The sequence below is a fragment of the Bacillus mobilis genome, from assembly GCF_001884045.1.
In the GTDB taxonomy this organism is placed as follows: domain Bacteria; phylum Bacillota; class Bacilli; order Bacillales; family Bacillaceae_G; genus Bacillus_A; species Bacillus_A mobilis.
In genome coordinates, this window is the sequence record NZ_MACF01000082.1 from 32,525 (window position 1) to 52,003 (window position 19,479).

The 19,479-nt window shown below is 34.9% G+C and carries 22 protein-coding genes; 9 read left to right on the forward strand and 13 right to left on the reverse strand.

Translation table 11 applies throughout. The features are described 5' to 3' along the window. Positions 1 to 24 precede the first annotated feature (24 nt). Both BAQ44_RS14675 and BAQ44_RS14680 read right to left on the reverse strand, forming a co-directional pair. Positions 25 to 2,949 carry an ATP-binding protein gene (locus tag BAQ44_RS14675; RefSeq protein WP_071722076.1) on the reverse strand — a complete coding sequence of 975 codons (2,925 nt, stop codon included), beginning with the start codon at positions 2,947 to 2,949 and terminating at the stop codon, positions 25 to 27. Continuing rightward, the gene (locus BAQ44_RS14680; protein ID WP_071722078.1) at positions 2,946 to 4,187 is read right to left on the reverse strand and encodes a metallophosphoesterase family protein; all 1,242 of its coding nucleotides are present in this window, start codon (positions 4,185 to 4,187) and stop codon (positions 2,946 to 2,948) included. Before BAQ44_RS14680 ends, BAQ44_RS14675 begins: the two co-directional genes overlap by 4 nt. A 209-nt stretch (positions 4,188 to 4,396) precedes the next feature. On the opposite strand from BAQ44_RS14680, the gene BAQ44_RS14685 reads away from it, so the two are divergent. Then, on the forward strand, positions 4,397 to 4,582 hold the full coding sequence (locus BAQ44_RS14685; protein ID WP_000539551.1) for a YhzD family protein: 186 nt from the start codon (positions 4,397 to 4,399) through the stop codon (positions 4,580 to 4,582). Between the two features lie 26 nt (positions 4,583 to 4,608). Here the strand turns inward: BAQ44_RS14685 and BAQ44_RS14690 are convergent, their stop codons facing one another. Continuing rightward, a complete protein-coding gene (locus BAQ44_RS14690; RefSeq protein WP_071722080.1) occupies positions 4,609 to 4,971 on the reverse strand; it encodes a hypothetical protein in 363 nt (120 codons plus the stop codon). A 154-nt stretch (positions 4,972 to 5,125) separates the two neighbouring features. Here BAQ44_RS14690 and BAQ44_RS14695 point away from each other — a divergent pair, with 154 nt between their 5' ends. Beyond that, positions 5,126 to 5,266 (forward strand): YflJ family protein, encoded by a 141-nt coding sequence (locus tag BAQ44_RS14695; RefSeq protein WP_000273536.1) that lies wholly within the window; start codon positions 5,126 to 5,128, stop codon positions 5,264 to 5,266. Between the two features lie 66 nt (positions 5,267 to 5,332). Here BAQ44_RS14695 and BAQ44_RS14700 read toward each other — a convergent pair whose 3' ends face one another. Then, complete coding sequence (locus BAQ44_RS14700; protein ID WP_071722082.1) at positions 5,333 to 5,917, reverse strand: hypothetical protein; 585 nt, start codon at positions 5,915 to 5,917, stop codon at positions 5,333 to 5,335. A gap of 446 nt (positions 5,918 to 6,363) precedes the next feature. Between BAQ44_RS14700 and BAQ44_RS14705 the strand changes: the two genes are divergently transcribed. The 4 genes from BAQ44_RS14705 (at position 6,364) to BAQ44_RS14720 (ending at position 9,823) form a co-directional block, all read left to right on the forward strand. Then, entirely contained in the window at positions 6,364 to 7,359 is a 996-nt protein-coding gene (locus tag BAQ44_RS14705) for a zinc-dependent alcohol dehydrogenase family protein (protein ID WP_071722084.1), read from the forward strand. 161 nt (positions 7,360 to 7,520) lie between these two features. Beyond that, positions 7,521 to 8,201, forward strand: a complete 681-nt coding sequence (locus BAQ44_RS14710) for a FadR/GntR family transcriptional regulator (RefSeq protein ID WP_071722086.1) — start codon at positions 7,521 to 7,523, stop codon at positions 8,199 to 8,201. 70 nt (positions 8,202 to 8,271) lie between these two features. Further along, complete coding sequence (locus tag BAQ44_RS14715; protein WP_071722088.1) at positions 8,272 to 9,462, forward strand: MFS transporter; 1,191 nt, start codon at positions 8,272 to 8,274, stop codon at positions 9,460 to 9,462. Positions 9,463 to 9,517: 55 nt separating this feature from the next. Then, positions 9,518 to 9,823, forward strand: a complete 306-nt coding sequence (locus tag BAQ44_RS14720; protein WP_071722090.1) for a hypothetical protein — start codon at positions 9,518 to 9,520, stop codon at positions 9,821 to 9,823. A 427-nt stretch (positions 9,824 to 10,250) separates the two neighbouring features. Here the strand turns inward: BAQ44_RS14720 and BAQ44_RS14725 are convergent, their stop codons facing one another. The 4 genes from BAQ44_RS14725 to BAQ44_RS31060 all read right to left on the reverse strand — a co-directional run bounded on the left by BAQ44_RS14725 (position 10,251) and on the right by BAQ44_RS31060 (position 11,811). Beyond that, complete coding sequence (locus BAQ44_RS14725; protein ID WP_000637510.1) at positions 10,251 to 10,562, reverse strand: YbjQ family protein; 312 nt, start codon at positions 10,560 to 10,562, stop codon at positions 10,251 to 10,253. A gap of 136 nt (positions 10,563 to 10,698) precedes the next feature. Next, the gene (locus BAQ44_RS14730; RefSeq protein ID WP_071722095.1) at positions 10,699 to 10,902 is read right to left on the reverse strand and encodes a DUF4028 family protein; all 204 of its coding nucleotides are present in this window, start codon (positions 10,900 to 10,902) and stop codon (positions 10,699 to 10,701) included. A gap of 201 nt (positions 10,903 to 11,103) precedes the next feature. Then, positions 11,104 to 11,634: a general stress protein gene (locus tag BAQ44_RS14735; RefSeq protein WP_061678684.1), complete on the reverse strand. Its 531-nt coding sequence runs from the start codon at positions 11,632 to 11,634 to the stop codon at positions 11,104 to 11,106. Positions 11,635 to 11,670: 36 nt separating this feature from the next. Continuing rightward, a complete protein-coding gene (locus BAQ44_RS31060) occupies positions 11,671 to 11,811 on the reverse strand; it encodes a hypothetical protein (protein WP_081110292.1) in 141 nt (46 codons plus the stop codon). A gap of 222 nt (positions 11,812 to 12,033) precedes the next feature. Between BAQ44_RS31060 and BAQ44_RS14740 the strand changes: the two genes are divergently transcribed. From BAQ44_RS14740 to BAQ44_RS14750, 3 genes are all read left to right on the forward strand, one after another. Further along, entirely contained in the window at positions 12,034 to 12,285 is a 252-nt protein-coding gene (locus tag BAQ44_RS14740; RefSeq protein WP_071722098.1) for a hypothetical protein, read from the forward strand. 206 nt (positions 12,286 to 12,491) lie between these two features. Further along, the gene (locus BAQ44_RS14745) at positions 12,492 to 15,182 is read left to right on the forward strand and encodes an ATP-binding protein (protein WP_071722100.1); all 2,691 of its coding nucleotides are present in this window, start codon (positions 12,492 to 12,494) and stop codon (positions 15,180 to 15,182) included. A 16-nt stretch (positions 15,183 to 15,198) separates the two neighbouring features. Next, the gene (locus BAQ44_RS14750) at positions 15,199 to 16,056 is read left to right on the forward strand and encodes a CheR family methyltransferase (protein ID WP_063260031.1); all 858 of its coding nucleotides are present in this window, start codon (positions 15,199 to 15,201) and stop codon (positions 16,054 to 16,056) included. Between the two features lie 38 nt (positions 16,057 to 16,094). Here BAQ44_RS14750 and BAQ44_RS14755 read toward each other — a convergent pair whose 3' ends face one another. From BAQ44_RS14755 to BAQ44_RS14775, 5 genes are all read right to left on the reverse strand, one after another. Beyond that, on the reverse strand, positions 16,095 to 17,237 hold the full coding sequence (locus BAQ44_RS14755) for a fused response regulator/phosphatase (RefSeq protein ID WP_071722102.1): 1,143 nt from the start codon (positions 17,235 to 17,237) through the stop codon (positions 16,095 to 16,097). Positions 17,238 to 17,401: 164 nt separating this feature from the next. Beyond that, positions 17,402 to 17,839: a ferritin-like domain-containing protein gene (locus BAQ44_RS14760; protein WP_071722104.1), complete on the reverse strand. Its 438-nt coding sequence runs from the start codon at positions 17,837 to 17,839 to the stop codon at positions 17,402 to 17,404. Between the two features lie 69 nt (positions 17,840 to 17,908). Further along, positions 17,909 to 18,685 (reverse strand): RNA polymerase sigma factor SigB, encoded by a 777-nt coding sequence (sigB, locus tag BAQ44_RS14765; protein ID WP_071722106.1) that lies wholly within the window; start codon positions 18,683 to 18,685, stop codon positions 17,909 to 17,911. Beyond that, entirely contained in the window at positions 18,648 to 19,130 is a 483-nt protein-coding gene (gene rsbW / locus BAQ44_RS14770) for an anti-sigma B factor RsbW (protein ID WP_000970213.1), read from the reverse strand. The genes sigB and rsbW overlap by 38 nt, the downstream gene beginning before the upstream one ends. A 6-nt stretch (positions 19,131 to 19,136) precedes the next feature. Beyond that, positions 19,137 to 19,472, reverse strand: coding sequence for an STAS domain-containing protein (locus tag BAQ44_RS14775; protein ID WP_071722108.1), 336 nt, complete (start codon positions 19,470 to 19,472; stop codon positions 19,137 to 19,139). Positions 19,473 to 19,479 lie beyond the last annotated feature (7 nt).

The following is a 19,479-nucleotide window of genomic DNA, read 5'->3' on the forward strand; positions in this document are numbered from 1 at the left end:
ATCAGTTACTTTTAGTATAGCACACTACAACTCATTTTCTTTACGCTTACGCACTAATTTTATAATCTGTTTTTCTGTAAAATACGTTAGTAAATGCGCATGACATGTAAAGAAGATGACTTGTCTGTCTTTCGCAATTTCCTTTATTAGCTCAATCGTACGATTCGTCCTTACCGCATCAAAATGCACGAAACTATCATCAATAATAAACGGATAATCATGCTCAAATGTTTTCGCTAATGCAAATCTCAGCGATAAATATAACTGCTCCGCTGTCGCTTGGCTTAGCTCATGACTGTAAAAACGCATACCATCGTTACGTTCAACGATGAACGGCTCTGCCTCTGACGGTGAAAAGATTTTACTATATCGTCCGCCTGTTAAATACACAAAGTACTCTTCTGATTTTTGTAAAATACGAGGAAGATGTACTTCGTGATAATATTGCTTCGTTTTCGTTAACACTGTCTTTGCGGCCGCATACGCAGCCCACTTCTTCACTTGTTCACGCACTTGCGCTTTTTTCATTTCCCACTCGTGCATTAAATCACCGTACGTACTTCCTTCTTCTAAATTCGCAATTTCCATACGATGCTTCGCAATGCGCTCTGTCAGTTCTTTTTCCTTTGTAAGACAGTTTTGCGCGGCTGTCATTTCTTGCTTTAATTTCTCATCATAACCGTCAGCCTCATAATGTTCAGCTAATGATAAACTCGTTAAACGCTGTTCTAATAGATCAATTTGCGGTAATAAACGCCCTACTTGCTTCTCAGCATCTTCACGTTTTTCCGATAGTTTACCCGCTTCTAAAAACATCTCTTCATCTGTAGAATGTGCGATATGCCATAATCCATCTCGTTCTACTAACAGTTGTTTTAATTGCTCTTGCATGAACTCATACTCTTCTTGCCATTCCGTGAGCTTCTCTTTTAGCTGCTTACAAGTTTGGCGCTTTTCTTTCTCATTTTGCATACGGATTTGTGCCTCGTGCAGCTTACTATACTCTGCACTACCGATAACAGTTTCTAGTTTATGTTCAAAATGCGAAATCATTTCATATAATGAAGATTTGCGCTCACTTTTCTTCTCTAAATCACGATATAATTGCTGCATTTTTTCCATACGCTCAAACGCCGGCAATATGTGCGCATACGTATAAAATTCAGGGAACGTATAGCGCATTTTATACACATTTACTTGTTCGCTAATGCGGAACGTTTCTCGCTCCCACTCCTCATAGGATGAAACGACTTTATCATACGCTCGCTCCATTTGTTGTAACTTATATGACTCACGCTCAAATAGCTTACGAATCTCTTCATCTTTTTCTAACTCATAGCGCACAGACATCGCTTCTTCACTATGTCTCCCGCCAGCACTTTGCTGAAGAGTAAGAAGCTCTTCTTGTAATCCACTTGACGGATCTTTATATAAAACGAGGGCAAGAACAATTCCCACAAAAATAATGACACTAATAAATAAGAGCGGGCGATTGTCTATAAATAAGCTTGTGAATAAAACGACTGTGTTAATAAGAAGTAACAGAAGACAAACTTTTTGCCACTGCTTTTTCTTTTGCATAGCCGCTCCTGCTTTTTCCTCGTACTTACGCTTCATTCTCTCTGCGCCCATGCCGATAAATGCCGCATCTTGGAACGACTTCTCTTTCTCAGCTAACGCATTTCGCTCTTCATCTGCTAACATTTGTTGCTTAATCTGTCTTATGTTTTCTTCTTGTTCTTCTAATTGCTCCTGCGCTACTTTAAAACGATCATCGAGCTGTGCTTTTTGCGTTTCTAATTCACGCGCCTTTTGCACTGCTTGCGTAATTAACTCTTTCGTTGCCAAACTCATATCAAACGACAGGACTGTTTCTTTTTCAAACGTAGCACCGATTTGTTGCTCTAGTTCTGCCAGCTCTTCTTTTATATTCGTAATCGTTCCTGTCACATCACGCATTTCTTGACGTGCATTTTCATAAGACATGTGCTGCATACGAAGTTCTTCTACATAACTTTCTTTTTGTAAAAACGCTTCATCTATTTGAATCGATTCCATTTCCGATTGCACAGTCTCTATTTTTTTATAGAGTGAATCCACTTGTAATTGAAGCGGCTCCATCTTCGCCTTAATCGCTTCATAACGTGCCATCCCGTTTACAGGAAACTGCCCGCTCTCGTTTTCTAACACTTTCTCATGCGCACGCTTTTCAATAACGAGTGGTTCGAGCACTGCTAATATTTCATAATCTTGCTTTCGCTTTTCTGCACTCTCTTTTTCAAAGCGAACAGCAGCAAGTTTCTCTTCACTTTCTTTTAACTGCTCCACTTGCTTTTCATACGTGCCAATTTTCCCTTGCCATTCTTTCATCTTCTCTTCAAGCTTCTTCATCTCTTGCAGTGACACGTTAATTTCAGGTTTACGACCACTCGGCTTAAAGCGCTGATCCATTTCTTTTTCTAGCTTTTTATCTAGCTGTAATAACGCATCACTTCCGACTGCGCTTGCTGAAAATAAATAATTTCCGATATCCGCTTCGCCGAGCTGATGAATATTTTGAAGGCCGTGCATATCAAATGAAAAGACCGATTCAAATAAACTTTCATTCATCCCGCTTAATATATCGTGTAAAATTTCTTCGCCGCCCGTTTTCCCGTCCTCAAAATAAACGGTCACCTCACCAGCTGCCGTCTTTGGCAATCGTTCAATTTTCAAACGGCCATACTTCTCTGTTTGCACAGTCATCGCACCGCCATACTTTCCGCCTTCTTTCGGCTCATAACGGCGCTGTCCTCTCGTCGGAAAACCGAATAAAATACTTTTCATAAATGAGCGAATTGTCGATTTCCCCGCTTCATTTTCACCATATAAAACAGTCAGCAATGAAAGATCCATTTCCACATTTTCTAATTTTCCGTACCCATAAATATGGAGTTTTTCAATTCTCATTTTTTATCCCTCTCTTGCTGGAATAATTGCTCTAAAATAATATTTTCTGCTTCCTTTTGAATCTCTTTCTTCTCTTCTTCTGTAAAAGATTCAATACTATTACGCGCTACAGGAGATGTCCAAATTGTGCGCAACACGCCATCCATATTAGTGAAAGCTTCTAACTCTTTTAGCACACTACCGACGAAATGATTTTCTTCTTTCAAACGCTCGATTTCTGCAAACGAAACCGTCTCATTTTTCCATTTCATCGCATATACGAAGTCTTTTCGCTCTTCGCCAGCTGCTAAAATATGAAAAATCTCTTCTACACGTTTTTCATCACGTAAATAAGGAGAAAGTGGTCCCTGCCCTGTAAATACGACAGTTAAAAGCGTCCCTTCTTCTTCTCTTCGGCATTCATTCATCGCACTTGATATCACAGTCATAAGTTCATCGACAGTTTCAATCCCATCGATACTCACTTCTATCTCATCCCACAAAACATCTGCCGTATGGAAAAATGAACATTGCGTTCCTTGTTTCGTAAGTTCAATCAAGTACGCACCCTTTTCCCCTGTCTCCTTACGATGACGCCCTTGTATGTTTCCTGGATAAATAATGCACGGCTCTTCTGATAAAATTTCACGTTTATGTATATGGCCGAGAGCCCAATAATCAAACTGCTTTTCTTTTAGCTCACGAATTTGAAACGGTGCATAGCGATTATGCTCTGCATCTCCTTCCACACTTCCGTGAAGCATGCCAATATGAAAAGGCGCATCACTCATTTTCGTATACTGCGCTGTCATATTATCCGTTACCGCTTGCTGCAAATAACTAAACCCGTAAATAGAAGCTACTAGCTCACCATTTTTATAAAACGATTTCTCTTCTACATAAGGCTCCGTAAACACATGAACATTTTCCGGAAACTCAATTGCTGCCCAGCTTCCCCCTAAATGATCATGGTTACCGTGAATAATAAAAACAGGGATATCGTACTGCGAAAGTCTCTTCATTTGCTCGCGCACAAACACTTGCGCTCTCAAACTTCTCGTCTCCGCATCATACAAATCCCCGGCTAGTAATACGAAATCAACGCGCTCTTGAATCGCTTTATCAACAATACGTTCGAACGATTCAAACGTACTTTGCTTCATTCTTTCCCAAACAGACTGCGCAACATTCATCTCCATTCCTTTAAACGGACTATCCAAATGCAAATCAGCCGCATGTATAAACTTCACTTGTTTCACAAATAACGATCCTTTCTATGTTTCAAAAGTTTCATTTTATCAACATTAAAATTGCTGAAAACTTTAATAAGTAGGAATGAATAGACACCCCCGCTTATTAAAGTTTCACCTTATTGTACCACGCAATGTCATATATTTCTTTGCATATTCTAGTGATTTATGCCAAAATAGTTATAAGATTCTGATTTTTATTATTGGAGGGAATTTTCATGGGAGTATACGTTCTAACAGTCTTTGAAAAAGATGGTTCTAAAGCATTAGATGAATCATTCGAGGCGGCAACTGAAAAAGAAGCGAAAGCAAAAGGTGAATCTATTTTACAAGAAAAAGGATTGTATGAAAAAACACATCGCTGCACATCTTCTGCAGGTAAGCTCGTTTTATTCCAGCGCTAAAAAAAGAAGCGTCATCCGCTTCTTTTTCACTCTACTATATCTTCGTCACACCACGTAAACGCCACATCTAGAATGCGATTACCGATACGTACGCGCTTATTCCATTTTCCTGTTTGGATCTGATGTTGCAATTCTGCTTTCATCTTTTCCGTCCAGTTGTGAATCGTTTCACTACCGTCGTACGGATATACGCTTGGAAACTCTTCCTGCAGTAGATGTAAGCTCTCTGCATCAAAATGAAAATGGAAGAAGTAGTTTGCTGTAAGCGATGGTTCTTGCAATCGTAAAAAATAATCATCAACTTGCTTTCTATTTCTATAGAAAGTAAAGATATTCACTTTACCGCTCGTAATTTGGTCAATTTGAATTTCGTGCTTCTCTATAATCACATCTTGCCCACCTCGTTATATACTATCCTTAGTATATATGTCTTTTGCAACAAAGTTAACCATTTTCGCGCGAAATTCATTTCCTTCATTATATTACCTGTACCTCCAAGTACAATCAGAACAAATAAAAACAAAGTTGAAGGGGAGTGATCACATGTATTTCGGAAGCAAAGGTTGGTATGTAAAAGAACTTAAAAAATTAGGTATTCGTACTTACGAAGGTAAAAAACTAGAATCATATCGTACACATGTGTTATCTAGTTTACTTGAGAGAATGAAGAAAGCTTCGGCTTAATAAAAAATAGAAGAAGCTACTTTTAAAGTAGCTTCTTGCTTTTGAAAACTTCAATTACGATTTTAATTATTTCTTGTTTTTTTCTTTTAACTTTTCAACTTCACTTTTTATATCCTCAGATACAACCACATCGATATTTCCTTTATACTTCTTGTATTCCTGAAATAACATATTTGCATTTTGGTTAAATGTCATTAAGGTCCCACTAGGTGATTCAGTTTGTTCCTTTAAAGATGTAATGGTTCCATACATCTTTTTGTATTCATCATAAAGTTCTTTATACTTATCTGGATTTTCTTTTGCAGCTTCAGAAACAGTTTTTAATTGCCCTTCCATATCATTATATATTACAGATGCTTGGGAAATTATTGTATCATTTGATTTTTTCTTAGCATTTACAGCTATATTAAAATCTCGGCGATCATCAATAGCTTTAGACCAGGCCTGTGAATATTGTGGTAAAACATGATCAGCAACAAATCCCATTAGTCCGATATTATCATAAAATTCCGCCGCTGCTTGAACATAACTAGCTTCACGCTTCTTTTTTTCTTCGGCTTCTTTAGCGTTTTTTTGTAATACGTTCATACTCACAAGAGCTATGATGATTACAATAACACCTAAAATTCCTCCGATTACCTTTTTGTTCATGCTGATTCCTCCATTTATGCGTAATTGTTAAATTGTATTTGGGAAGGCAAAATAAAAGCACTCATTTGAGTGCTTTTAACTATTCAGCTTTTAATTTAACTTCCTTTTCCATCATGAAACTAAAATTAAAGCAATTAATCCCAAAATCAAAAATTTTACCTATTAAACATTTCTATTAATGATAATATGTAAGATTTACAATTTCATCATATCAGATGTGCTATCTTCCCTTTGTCATATCTTGTCGAATAACAACAAAAAAGTATCCGTCTCAAAAGGCGTTAACTAAACGATATTTTCTCATAAATCCGACTAGTAAAGGGTGAATTATCTTGAATACGAGAGCACCAAACATTTCTCCTAATCGAAATTCATTCGTTCAAATTAAATAAGCAATTGAAATACAAATGCTATAATACACTTAACTACACTAAGGGGGAACATTTATCGTGCACGGAAAACACATTCAATTTCACAAGTTTGGCAACCCAAAAGATGTATTACAAGTTGAACATAAACATATAGAACCATTAAAAGATAATGAAGTTTTAGTCCGTATGCTAGTTAGGCCGATTAATCCATCTGACTTAATTCCGGTCACCGGAGCGTACGCACATAGAATTCCGTTACCTAACATACCTGGTTATGAAGGTGTTGGTATTGTAGAAGATATAGGTGTGGGCGTTACGAGAGACCTTATCGGTAAACGTGTTTTACCGTTACGCGGAGAAGGTACTTGGCAAGAGTATGTGAAGACATCAGCTGATTTTGTAGTCCCTATTCCAGATTCCATTGATGATTTCACAGCGGCACAAATGTATATTAATCCTCTTACGGCGTGGGTTACATGTACAGAAACGCTAAACTTACAGAGTAATAACGTTTTATTAGTGAATGCTTGTGGGTCCGCTATTGGACATCTATTTGCGCAGTTATCACAAATTTTAAACTTCCGATTAATTGCTGTTACAAGAAATAATAAGCATACAGAAGAGTTACTGCGCCTTGGTGCTGCACATGTAATTGATACTTCCACTGCCCCGCTTTACGAAACCGTTATGGAATTAACAAACGGGATTGGTGCAGATGCTGCGATTGATTCTATCGGAGGACCAGATGGAAATGCATTAGCTTTCTCCTTACGTCCAAACGGTCACTTTTTAACGATCGGTCTTCTATCAGGAATACAAGTGAACTGGGCAGAGATTGTCACGAAAGCAAAAGTGCACGCGAACATATTTCATTTACGACATTGGAATAATGAAGTGTCACCATATAAATGGCAAGAAACGTTTCGTCACTTAATTCGCTTAGTGGAAAATAAGCAATTATGTTTTATGAAAGTCCATTCTACATATGACTTAGCGGATGTGAAAGCGGCAGTTGATGTTGTGCAGTCTGCTGAGAAAATGAAAGGGAAAGTGTTTTTGACTAGTTATTAAATGCAATTGAAGAATCTATTTTGATTGATTTTCTCAAAATAGATTTTTTTATGTCTAATAAATCCTACTTTAGTATCCTGACTTCAACTACCTAAAAAATAACATTGTCAACCGAACTTAAATTGGTTATCATAAAAACGAATATAACAGGAGATGAGCAGATGAATATGAACGAAAAGAAATCTTTTTCAAAAGTTTCTCGGCGGAAATTAGTCGATGAAGTGTTGGAACGTCTACAAGAGAAAATCTTTTCTGGCGAGTATGAAGTTGGCGATCGCCTCCCTACAGAGCCGCAATTAATGGAAGAGTTAGGGGTAGGGCGTTCAACGCTGCGAGAAAGCATAAAGATATTAGTACATGCTGGCATATTAGAAGTTCGACAAGGACAAGGCACTCGTATTATCTCACTCAATACAACGCAAGATTCATTTGAAAAACGACTGCAAGCAGCTAATATACATCATGTGTATGAAGCACGAAATATGTTAGATAAAGAAGTAGCAATGTTAGCGGCACAGCGCCGAAGTGACGAGGATCTTTTATACTTAAAAGGACATTTGAGTAAAAGAAAAAATGCCCTTCAAGAAGGAAATTATGTAGCATACATAGATGCAGACATTCAGTTTCATCTAGCCATTGCAAAGGCGAGTAAAAACGAAGTTCTACTTGATTTGTATCAATCCTTCGTACCTGCCCTTCGCCACATTTTAAGCCAATTCATATTAAATACAGCGAACTATGAAGATAACTCTGACATTCATGAAAAGTTATTCCAAGCTATTTTAAAACAAAATACTGAAGAGGCACGAACATACGCTATTCAAAATTTGGAGCTGAAATAAGCTCCTTATCTATTACACACAAACATCAGATGATATACCCAATAACATCTGATGTTTAAGAGAGGAGAAAATGAAATTGAAACATCAAGAACGAACTTATTTGTATATACTAGCACTATTTTTTGTTTCCATTAATTTACGTATCGGAATTACATCTGTTTCACCTTTACTAGAAACAATCCGACAAGACTTACACATAAGCAATTTCTCCGTTAGTTTTTTAACAGCTATTCCTGTTTTTTGTATGGGGACATTCGCCTTACTGACTGGGAAGGTAATTAAAAAATACGGGGCAGAACAATCAATTATGGCTTGTCTTATTTTAATTGGCTTGGCAACATGTGTGAGAGCTTTTACCTTTTCCATTTCCACATTATTCGTGAGCGCTTTATTTATCGGTATTGGAATTGCACTTGCAGGTCCGTTACTATCAGGGTTTATTAAAGAAAAATTCCCTACGAAAATCGGCTTAATGATTGGCATATACTCAGTAGGTATGGGAACTGGTGCTTCTTTAAGTGCAGGGTTAACGATTCCTTTACAACATGTATTAAAAGGATCTTGGAATATGGCACTCGCTTTTTGGGGTGTACTAACTATTGTCGCTATTATGTTTTGGTATCCTGTTATGAAACGAAAAAAGAATACGAGTACACAAAATAAAAAGAATAATAGCTTACCTTTAAGAAATAAAAAAGCGTGGTTATTCACAATCTTTTTCGGGCTACAATCAGGAATCTTTTATTCCATTACGACTTGGCTTGCGCCAGCAAATCAAAGTATGGGTGTGAGCAGCGAACAAGCGGGTACTCTTATAACTGTTTTTACAGTGATCCAAATGATATGTAGCTTTTTAATTCCAACATTAGCGGATATTTATAAAAACCGAACACTTTGGTTATTAGGGAGTATATGCTTTGTACTCGTAGGTTTATTGCTTATGATTTACCCATTAACTACACCATGGATCCCTTCTATCCTACTAGGCATCGGGCTCGGTGGCGTATTTCCACTCGCTCTCATGCTGCCGCTATATGAAACAAAAACTTCAGAAGATGCAAGTGCATGGACTGCTATGATGCAGTCAGGAGGATATATTATGGGCGGATTCATTCCTGTCCTAGCAGGAATCGCTCGTGACTACTTTAATGGTTATACGCAAGTTTTTATTATAATGGCACTTTTAAGCTTCATTTTATTCCTATTAACTTTAGCTATGAACAAAAGGAAAAGAAATGCAGAAGATCTTGTCTCCGCTTAAATTCTAAATGTTAATATATGGTATAATTTAATTAAAAACGAAAGGAGCTTCTAACATGTGGCTCATTACGGCAATTGCGCCTGTTTTAATAGTAGGAGGAATTGTAGTATTTGTAATTAAAAGATTGGAACATAAATATAAGAACGGAAAATTAGGTAAGAAAAAATCAAAAGAAGCTCAAAACTTATTAGATAGTCTCATACCTATAGGAATGCTTGTCGGCTGTATAATCGGTTTGATTTTCGGCATGTTTTTCCCGGACTTCTCCCTGCTTTCAGTTAGTTTAGGATCTGGAATAGGCTATTTATTTGGTTATTTCGCCTATGAAATTTATAGTAAGACAGGAGATAACTTTTCATAATCCAAAAAGAATAATCAGGACAGTACATAGTAGTCATATACAATATGTACTGTCCTTTATTTTTGCATCAATGCTATCAACTTACCTTCCACATCCTATACACCTTTTCTTACCTCAAATAACAATTTTATTATTTGTCATATAATTAGCACCTTCGTTAAACATATATAAAGATTGTTGTATTTCTTACTTTTCCCTTTGAAAACAATATATACTACATTTGAAATAAGCAAGTGTGTCTGCTTATTACCTAAATTCCCGTGCAATACCCCCTCACGAAATGCTAGGAGCAATCCTAGCATTTTTTACAATAACGTTTTGCCCACTTTGAACATATGTAATTATAATTTCTTGTCAACGTTAGTCATAAAACAAAAAAAACCCCTCAAAGCATAAGCTTCAAGGGGTGAGCCTGTTTTTTATTTACTTATATACGTACAGCTGTACCACTTACAGCAACCATTAACATTCCATCACGAACAACCTCGTAATCTACGTCAATACCAACGATAGCGTTCGCACCTTTTTGTTTTGCAAGTTCTTTCATTTCATCCATTGCGATATCACGAGCTTCTTTTAGCTTACTTTCGTAAGAACCAGCACGACCACCGACAACATCACGAACAGAAGCGAATAAATCGCGGACAATATTTGCACCCATAATAGCTTCACCGTTTACAATATCGATATACTCAATAATTTCTTTACCTTGAATTCCAGACGTTGTTGTTACAATCATGACTGACACTCTCCTAATAAGTTGTAGTTTGAATAAGCTTTCTTATGTCTTTATTATGCCATGGAAAAAGTATCTAATCTATTGAATTACCTTACAGGAGTGTGACAATTTTGTAAGAATAAAACGTCTATTATGTTTAATAAAGCGCTTTAATATTTGGATACATAAACGATTCTCTATTTTCTTTCCAATCCTTTTCTACTTCTTTAAAAGTTGGTCGCCCTAATTCCCCCTTATTTTCCTGTTTATTAAACCATTTCTTCACATACTTCTCTCCATTTTTGTTTTGAACCGTACAAAGGAAACTATTACTACTATCCTTTACTATTTTTACAATCACGAAAAGACACCTCTTTCCTTTTCAATAAAGTGAAACTTTAATCAGTGGGGGGCTTACTGCCCACAAATAGCGGGGTAACGTAATAGAACTTGATCTTTTACTATAAGCCCTTCCTCTCTTATAGTCATACGACTCCTCGGCCGCGCCAAAGTTGTAAGATCAAAAAACGATATTCACTATGTTTAATATGTGACGTACATATTATTTAAAGAAATCCGAGTTATACGCATTGTGCTTATCAAATATTTTATAAATTTCTAACTTATCATCTAGTTTTGCATCTACTAAAATTAATATATTTCCATCATAAATGTATTCTTCATATTTCTTAGCATGTTCCTCAGGGATTCCTAAGCCGATAAATGCTCCTATTAAACTTCCAGCTCCTCCGCCAATACCGGCTCCTCCAATAGCTGCTGCGATAGGTCCTGCCGCTACGATTGGACCCATTCCAGAAATGGCAAGTACACCAAGACCTGTTAATAAACCTCCGAGTCCGCCTGCTACTCCTCCTGCCACAAGTCCTGTCGCTGAAAAGATATCCGCTTTATGTGCGGTTTCATGATTCACTTTTTCACCCGATTTTTCTTCCAGATGTTCAATTTCCTTTTGATCCTTTGCAATAGCTGAAATATTATCAGCTGGATATCCTTTATCACTTAATTCATTAATAACGAATGCCGCATCATCGATGGTTCTAAAAACACCTACTATTTTTCTATCTACATTCATAACTATTAACCTCCTAAAGTTTTATATCATGTATCTTTATCTTTCTTCATTTCTGTATACACTAATCTTCTTATTAACATAACCATTTATGAAAAAAGCGAATAGTAAAAGCAGTACAAGCGAACTACTTAACAAGTAAATTAAATCAAATGTAATATCAATCATCAGTTCATTCATGTATACCAGACTCCTTTTTATTTAAAGTAAAAGTATATTTTTATAGACTAGAAATCTTACAATTCATCTTCAGTCAATCTCTTTGTAGTTTATGTATACCCTTCGTAACCCTTTCTAAACATAAAAAACTATAATTATATTTTTTCTTATTTATATGTTTAACATTTTTTAAAACGGGTATGTTTATATTGTTATGCTTATTATATGGAAAGGAATATTTCAATGAATGCAATCCAATCTACCACTATTCTTTATAATGAAACACCTACAATAACGCAGATTCATCATTTTTACGCTTTAATGACAAGCTTTCAAACGAATTTATTTATAAGTAAACACGGAACACTTACTTCCATTAAAAACTTAAGCACATTAGTATCTTTTTTCCTTACTGTCAAAAAGAAAGAACTTGTATTATTTATCTTTGAAGGAATAGATGCAAAAAAAGCTTTAAGAACACTCTTTCCTTCTTAAAAGTTTTATGATCCCCCTATTCCCTCGATTGTTACTTTTCATATATAATTTTATATTTCAAAATGATTTCCTCAATTCAAAAAGAGACCCCCTAATACAATAGGGGGATTTCTAGTTTGGCCTTACGAAAACTGATATAATATATATTACGTTTTTTATTCTTTACAATTGAAAACTTTTAATAACCTTGAAGGTAGGAATTTTTAATGAACTCGAAAGCAAAATTTAGTATTCGCTACAAAATTATGGCTGGTTATTTAGTTATCATTTTGTTCTTACTTATTTCTTTCATTATGTTAAACAATGAGATTTCTAATTTACAAAAATCTCGTAATTTTATTATTGAGCACGATTTCAAAGTACTTAATTTAACGAATCAAGTGGAGAAAGAATTGTTAACAATTGAAAATAAAGCGAAAGGATTTATCACTTCTAATGATGCAAATTACGTTCAATCCCTTAACGCTGCGGAAAAGGATTACGAAAAACATTATCAAGATCTTTTAGCTCTATTAGAGGATAACCCCTCTCAGCAAGAAAAGTTAAAACAGATTAATGAAAACATTACTAGTTGGATTAATAAAGAGATCCACCCACTCATTACAAATCACAATAGTAATAACGTACAAGCAATCGATACGACTCAAATTCAGTCACTACAATCGCAGGTAACGAACTTTCGTAGTGTTGAGGAGCAACTAACGAAGAAAAGAGCTGCACAATTAGATACCGAAAATAATAAATTAGAGATTTGGTTATACAGTTTATTGTTCTTACTTTCTTGTATTTCTATTATCATTTCACTTTATATTTCGAATTCCATTACAAAAACGATTAAAAATGTAATTCAAGCTATTAAATCCATTTCTTCTAAAGAAAAAATTACGGAAAGAATTCATGTGAACAGCCATGATGAAATAAAAGATTTGGCTCATACAACGAACCATTTACTAGACGAGATATCGAAAAGAGAGTGGCTACAAACTGAGCTTGCAGAGTTAATTTTAAAGTATCAAGGTGTATCTTCTATTGAAATGTTAGGTAACAAAATTCTTAGTGGAATGATACAAAAAACGCAAACTTCTTGCGGTGCATTTTATGTACGTGAAGAAATTGAAGACACTGTCTACTATGTGAAGAAAGCTTCTTTCGCCGATCAAAGTTCTGATGTTGGAAAACAATCCATTAAAATGGGGGAAGGTTTAATTGGGCAGTGTGCTTTAGAAAAACAAAGTTTTATTCTTCGAGACATACCAGAAGAATTTCGTTATGTTACTAGCGGATTATTAGAAATACGCCCTAAAAACCTATTAGTTATCCCTATCTTATTTGAAGATGAAGTGATCGCAGTAATGGAGTTAGTAAGTGTAACTGAGATTTCAGACTTACATCAAGACTTAATTCAACAAACTGTTGATAACCTAGGTTTAACAATCCATAGTATTATGGGACGTATGCGAATTCAAACTCTTTTACATGAATCACAAGCAATGACAGAAGAGTTGCAAGTTCAATCAGAAGAATTGCAAACACAAGCTGAAGAACTACAAATGCAAGCCGAAGAATTAAGAACAACGAATGAACAACTAGAGTCTAGAACGGAAGAGGCGGAGCAAAAGACAGCTGACTTACAAATTACTAAATCAGAATTAGAAGAAAAAGCAAGTGAGTTATTACGTAGCTCAAAATACAAATCAGAATTTCTAGCAAATATGTCACATGAATTACGCACACCATTAAATAGTATCTTACTATTATCCGAAATGTTAAGAGAAAATCATGATAATCATTTATCCGATGATGAAATTGAATTAGCAACTGTTATTCATTCATCAGGAAAAGATTTACTTACTTTAATTAATGACATACTAGATTTATCTAAAGTAGAAGCCGGCAAACTAGACATCATTTTTGAAGCAACGAACATAAGTGATATGGCAGCAAATATGCATCAAAACTTTTTACATATAGCTGCACAAAAAAATGTCGAATTTACTATTAAAGACAGTGATATTATTCCTGATTTGTTTTATACAGATGCAAAGCGGATTGAACAAATTATTAAAAACTTATTATCCAATGCATTTAAATTCACGGAAAAAGGATCCGTCTCTTTACATTTCGATTCGATAGAAACAACTAATTTAAGTCATGATATGCAGTCTATAAGTAATGATTGGATTACAATTTCGGTAAAAGATACTGGTATTGGTATCGCAAAAGAACAGCATCAACTCATTTTCGAAGCCTTTCAACAGGCAGATGGCGCAACGATTCGGAAATATGGTGGTACAGGCTTAGGGTTATCTATTTGTAAAGAGTTTGCTAAATTGTTAGGTGGTTGGATTACGTTAGAGAGTAATGTAGGAGAAGGCAGTACTTTCACCGTATATATTCCTAACCTTCCAAATGGGTTAACTGATATACAAGTATCCAACCTAGAAGTCGCAGCAACGATAGAAGATGTTATTCCTGCTGAAGTTGTCGAGGAAACTATCTTGACGCCAGAAACAAATAACGTCTTCCAAGAGAAAACTATTTTAATTGTCGATGATGATCATCGCAATATATTTGCATTACAAAATGCATTAAAAAAACAACATGCCAACATTATTACTGCACAAAACGGCATAGAGTGTTTAGACATACTAAAAAACAATACAAATATTGACCTTATTTTAATGGATATTATGATGCCGAATATGGACGGTTATGAAACGATGGAACATATCCGAATGAACTTAGGGTTACATGAAATACCTATTATCGCATTAACTGCTAAAGCAATGCCAAATGATAAAGAAAAATGTTTATCTGCTGGCGCTTCAGATTATATAAGTAAACCATTAAATTTACATCAACTCTATTCGGTAATGAGTGTATGGTTAATAAAATAAGTGAGGTTTAGTTTAAGTGGAAAATAAGTATTATAATTTTGATCCATCTGTAGATATGGATAAGCGTACGAACTTAGAAATTGAATTACTATTGGAAGCAGTATTTAAACTATCTGGCTTCGATTTTCGCCAATATGCTCGCACATCTATTTATAGAAGAATTTGTAATCGAATGCAGCTCTCTAATATCCCTACCATTTCAAAATTAATTGAAAAAGTAATTCATGAGGAAGGATTTTTAGAACAGGTATTAAATGATTTCTCCATTAACGTAACTGAAATGTTCCGTAACCCTAACTTTTTTAAAGCACTAAGAGAGCATGTGATTCCTGAATTAAAAAAGTATCCTGAAATTAGAATTTGGCACGCTGGATGCGCAACTGGTGAAGAAGTATTATCCATGTCCATCTTACTTCACGAAGAAGGATTAAGTGAAAAAGCTGTTATTTACGCAACAGATATGAATACAGATGTGTTAGAGAAAGCAAAACAGGGTATCCTTCCGTTAAATAAAATGCAAACTTATACGAAAAACTATTTACAAGCTGGTGGTACACAAGCATTTTCTAACTATTATTCAACAGATAATCGTTTCGCTTATTTTAATCCATCTCTTTTACAAAACATTATTTTTGCGCAGCATAATTTAGTAACTGATCAATCTTTTAATGAATTTCATATTATACTTTGCCGTAACGTTTTAATTTACTTTACGAGTCAACTTCAAAACCAAGTACAGCAACTATTTTATGAAAGTTTAGGTCACAATGGATTCCTATGTTTAGGAAATAAAGAAACTCTCCGTTTCTCACATATAATGCCGCATTATATCCAATTTAATCCGAACGAACAAATCTATCAAAAAATACAATAAAAGCGTATGAAATCCTCTGTTTGGATTTCATACGCTTTTTATTTCGCATTCGCTTGTATCATAATGAGGCACATATCATCTGATTGTGCTTTCTTCTGTTCTTCCTTGTAAAACCCTTCTATCTCTTCTTCTAAATCTCCCCATTTTCTTTCTGTAAAAGCACGTAATTTCTCTTCAGCCTCAAATTCATCATTTGCAATTGCTTCAAGAACACCATCTGTAAACAATACGATTTGAGCGTTCTTCTCAAAAGGTATAACGGTCTTTTTAACTTTTATTTCATCAAAAAATCCTACTGCACAACTTCCTCGATTTAATTCCACTACATTCGCTTCATCAACTAAAACGTATCCAGAAGGATGCCCTGCATTCACATATTCAATCGTTCTCTTTTCTGTATCTACTACTAAATATATCGCTGTAAAATAATATGGAATATTGTCATTCTCATTATGTAAAAGAGTCATATATTTATTTAAGTCTTTAATAACAAGTTCTGGATCGATTAAAGATTTAATCGTTTCACGTAATACAGACGAGATAAACATACAAACTAATGAAGCAGATATACCATGTCCCATCACATCTAATAATATAATACCGTAGCGGTTTTCATCGATTTTATACCAATAATACATATCTCCAGCTAGTTTGAATGAAGGTAAGTAACTTGCTTCAATTTTTATATGATCTTCCCTTAATGGGCTACTTAATAAGTTTCTTTGTACTTGTGTAGCTAAATCTAGTTCATTACGAAGGTTTTCTTCTTGTTCTTTATGCCAATTTAATTCCGATTTCAAGCGTAATGCTACACGCATACGCGCTAACAATTCAACTTTATTTATCGGTTTCGTAATATAATCCATTGCGCCTATATCAAGCGCTTCAGCTAATTTATTCGCATCTTCTAAAGCTGTTACAAAAATAATAGGAATATCTTTAAACTTCTCCTCGTTTTGTAATCGCCTACAAACTTCAAGTCCATCAATTTCAGGCATCATAATATCTAATAGTATTAAATCAATTTCATTATGCCTGGAAGAATCTTTTCCAAAATGGATGTATTCGAAAAGCTCTTGTGCAGAATTAAGCGATACAAGATCCTGATATCCGGCTTGTTTCAAAATTTTTTCAATTACAAAGATGTTCACCGGATTATCATCGACAATTAAAATGGACACAAGTTATTTCCCCTTTTCTTATTTAAAATATAAATCGATTATCATTTTCTATTTTTCTAGTATTGCATACTCAGTTACAAAATGAAAATTTCCTACTCAAACATATTTATACAGCAAAAGAACAAACCCCCTAGAAATGAGAGTTTGTTCTTTCACTCTATAAATTAATTTAACACCATTGCTTTGTCACTTAAAAGACGAAATTCTTCCATATGATTTGTTTCATCTGCGATCATATCTTCTAACTTTACAACTAACTCTGTCATATTTAATTTCGCTGCCTGTTCTTTTCTCGTTTCATAGCGCTTAATTGTTTCATATTCTGATTGTCTAGCTTCTTCTAACATTTCTCTAACATCTTCTACTCGTTTCACTGGTAAAGGGATCGTAGTAGGTGTACCACCTAACGTCTTAATTTTCTCCGCTAAATATAGGGCATGTCCCTGTTCATCACTAATTTCAGATTCAAAGAAAGGTTTTAAAACTTGTCTATATATACCAGAAACTGTAGCTGCATTATGGTTATACATAATAATTGCCGAGTATTCTCCTGCTAAATCTTCATTCAATCCTTCGATTAGTTCTTTCACATCGTGTGACATTTTTATATCTCCTCCTATACTTAATAACTACCCCGTTTCTCATGCTTTAAACATAATTCTTTTAAATTTTTATGTATCTAAAAATGCTGCTTGCTTCAATTTACTTATCGCTTGTCTTTTAATACGAGAAACGTGCATTTGTGAAATACCTAACCGTTCCCCTGTATCCTTTTGATTTAAATTTTCTCCAAATATATAATGAATAACACTCTTTTCCGTATCATTTAATACGTTAAAAATATCCTTTAAAACGAGACGCCTTTCTGTCTCTTCATATCCTTGCTCTACTTCACCTACAGATTCGATTCTCGCTACCGAACTTCCATCAGATGAATTTTCAACTACATCATCTAAGGAAGATACTCTATAATTATTTTTCGCATCCATAATTTCTAGCACTTCCTCTTCGGATAGTCCTAAATGATCCGCAATCTCTATAATCTTAGGTGAACGCTGCAAACGATCTGTTAGCTCCTCTATCGCAAGTTTAATCTTCCCGCCTAAATCTTTAATTCGCCTTGGAACATGAATGCCCCAAGTTTTATCACGTAAATACTTCTTTATTTCCCCTACTATCGTAGGTATTGCAAACGGCTCAAAAGCATTTCCTATCGAATAATCATACCTTCTTATTGCGCCTAAAAGCCCTAACATTCCTACTTGTATAATATCCTCATGCATCGGCCCACCTTTTGAATAACGATATGCAATGGAATGTACGAGGTTTTTATAGTGATTAACCAAACTTTCCTGTGCTTCATCACATTGGGTTTGTTGGAAGTCTGCAATTAGTTTAATAACGTCTTCTTTAGTAAGATTTGTAGGTTGAGATTGGATTTCCATCATTCTCCACCTGCTCTCTTTGTATATATTTTGTCATTAAAACTGTCATGCCCTCATCATGCATAATTTGTATATCATCCATTAACGTATTGATTAAATATAAACCTAAACCATTTTCCGGCAAATGTTCTACTGGTTTATTAATATCATACGGACCAACTTTCCTTTTTAAAGTGCTAAAATCAAAGCTAACCCCATTATCCGCAACCATAATTTCTAATCGATCTTCATATAGACCAAAGACAATTGTAATTTCTCCAACGTCTTCTTTGTATGCATGTTGCACAATGTTTGTACATGCTTCACTAATAGCAATTTTCATATCTTCTATATCGTCATAAGCAAAGTCCATTCGATTCGCAACACCAGCCATTGTTAGACGAATAATAGCCACATATTCTGCCTTTGCAGGAATTTTCATTTCTATCTTTTCAAATTTCTCCATCATCCCTAGTCACCTTCTTTCTACTTTTTCAAAATCGGAATTCAAATTTAATATTTCTGTTAGCCCTGTAATATCAAATAATCTTTTTAGTCTTTTAGATACACCAATAAATTCTAGTTTGCCATCATTTTTCTTAACCGCTTTTAATAGAGCTATAAACACGCCTAAACCTGTACTATCCATATACTCTACCTCAGTAAAATCTACTACAATATGAACCTCTTTCTTGCTTGCAATAGGCATGATCTTATTTTTTAAATCTGATGCCGTATACGCATCAATCTCACCATTAAGTTGTACCGTATAACCTAAATCATTTTGCACAATATTTACTGCCAAATTCATTATTTCC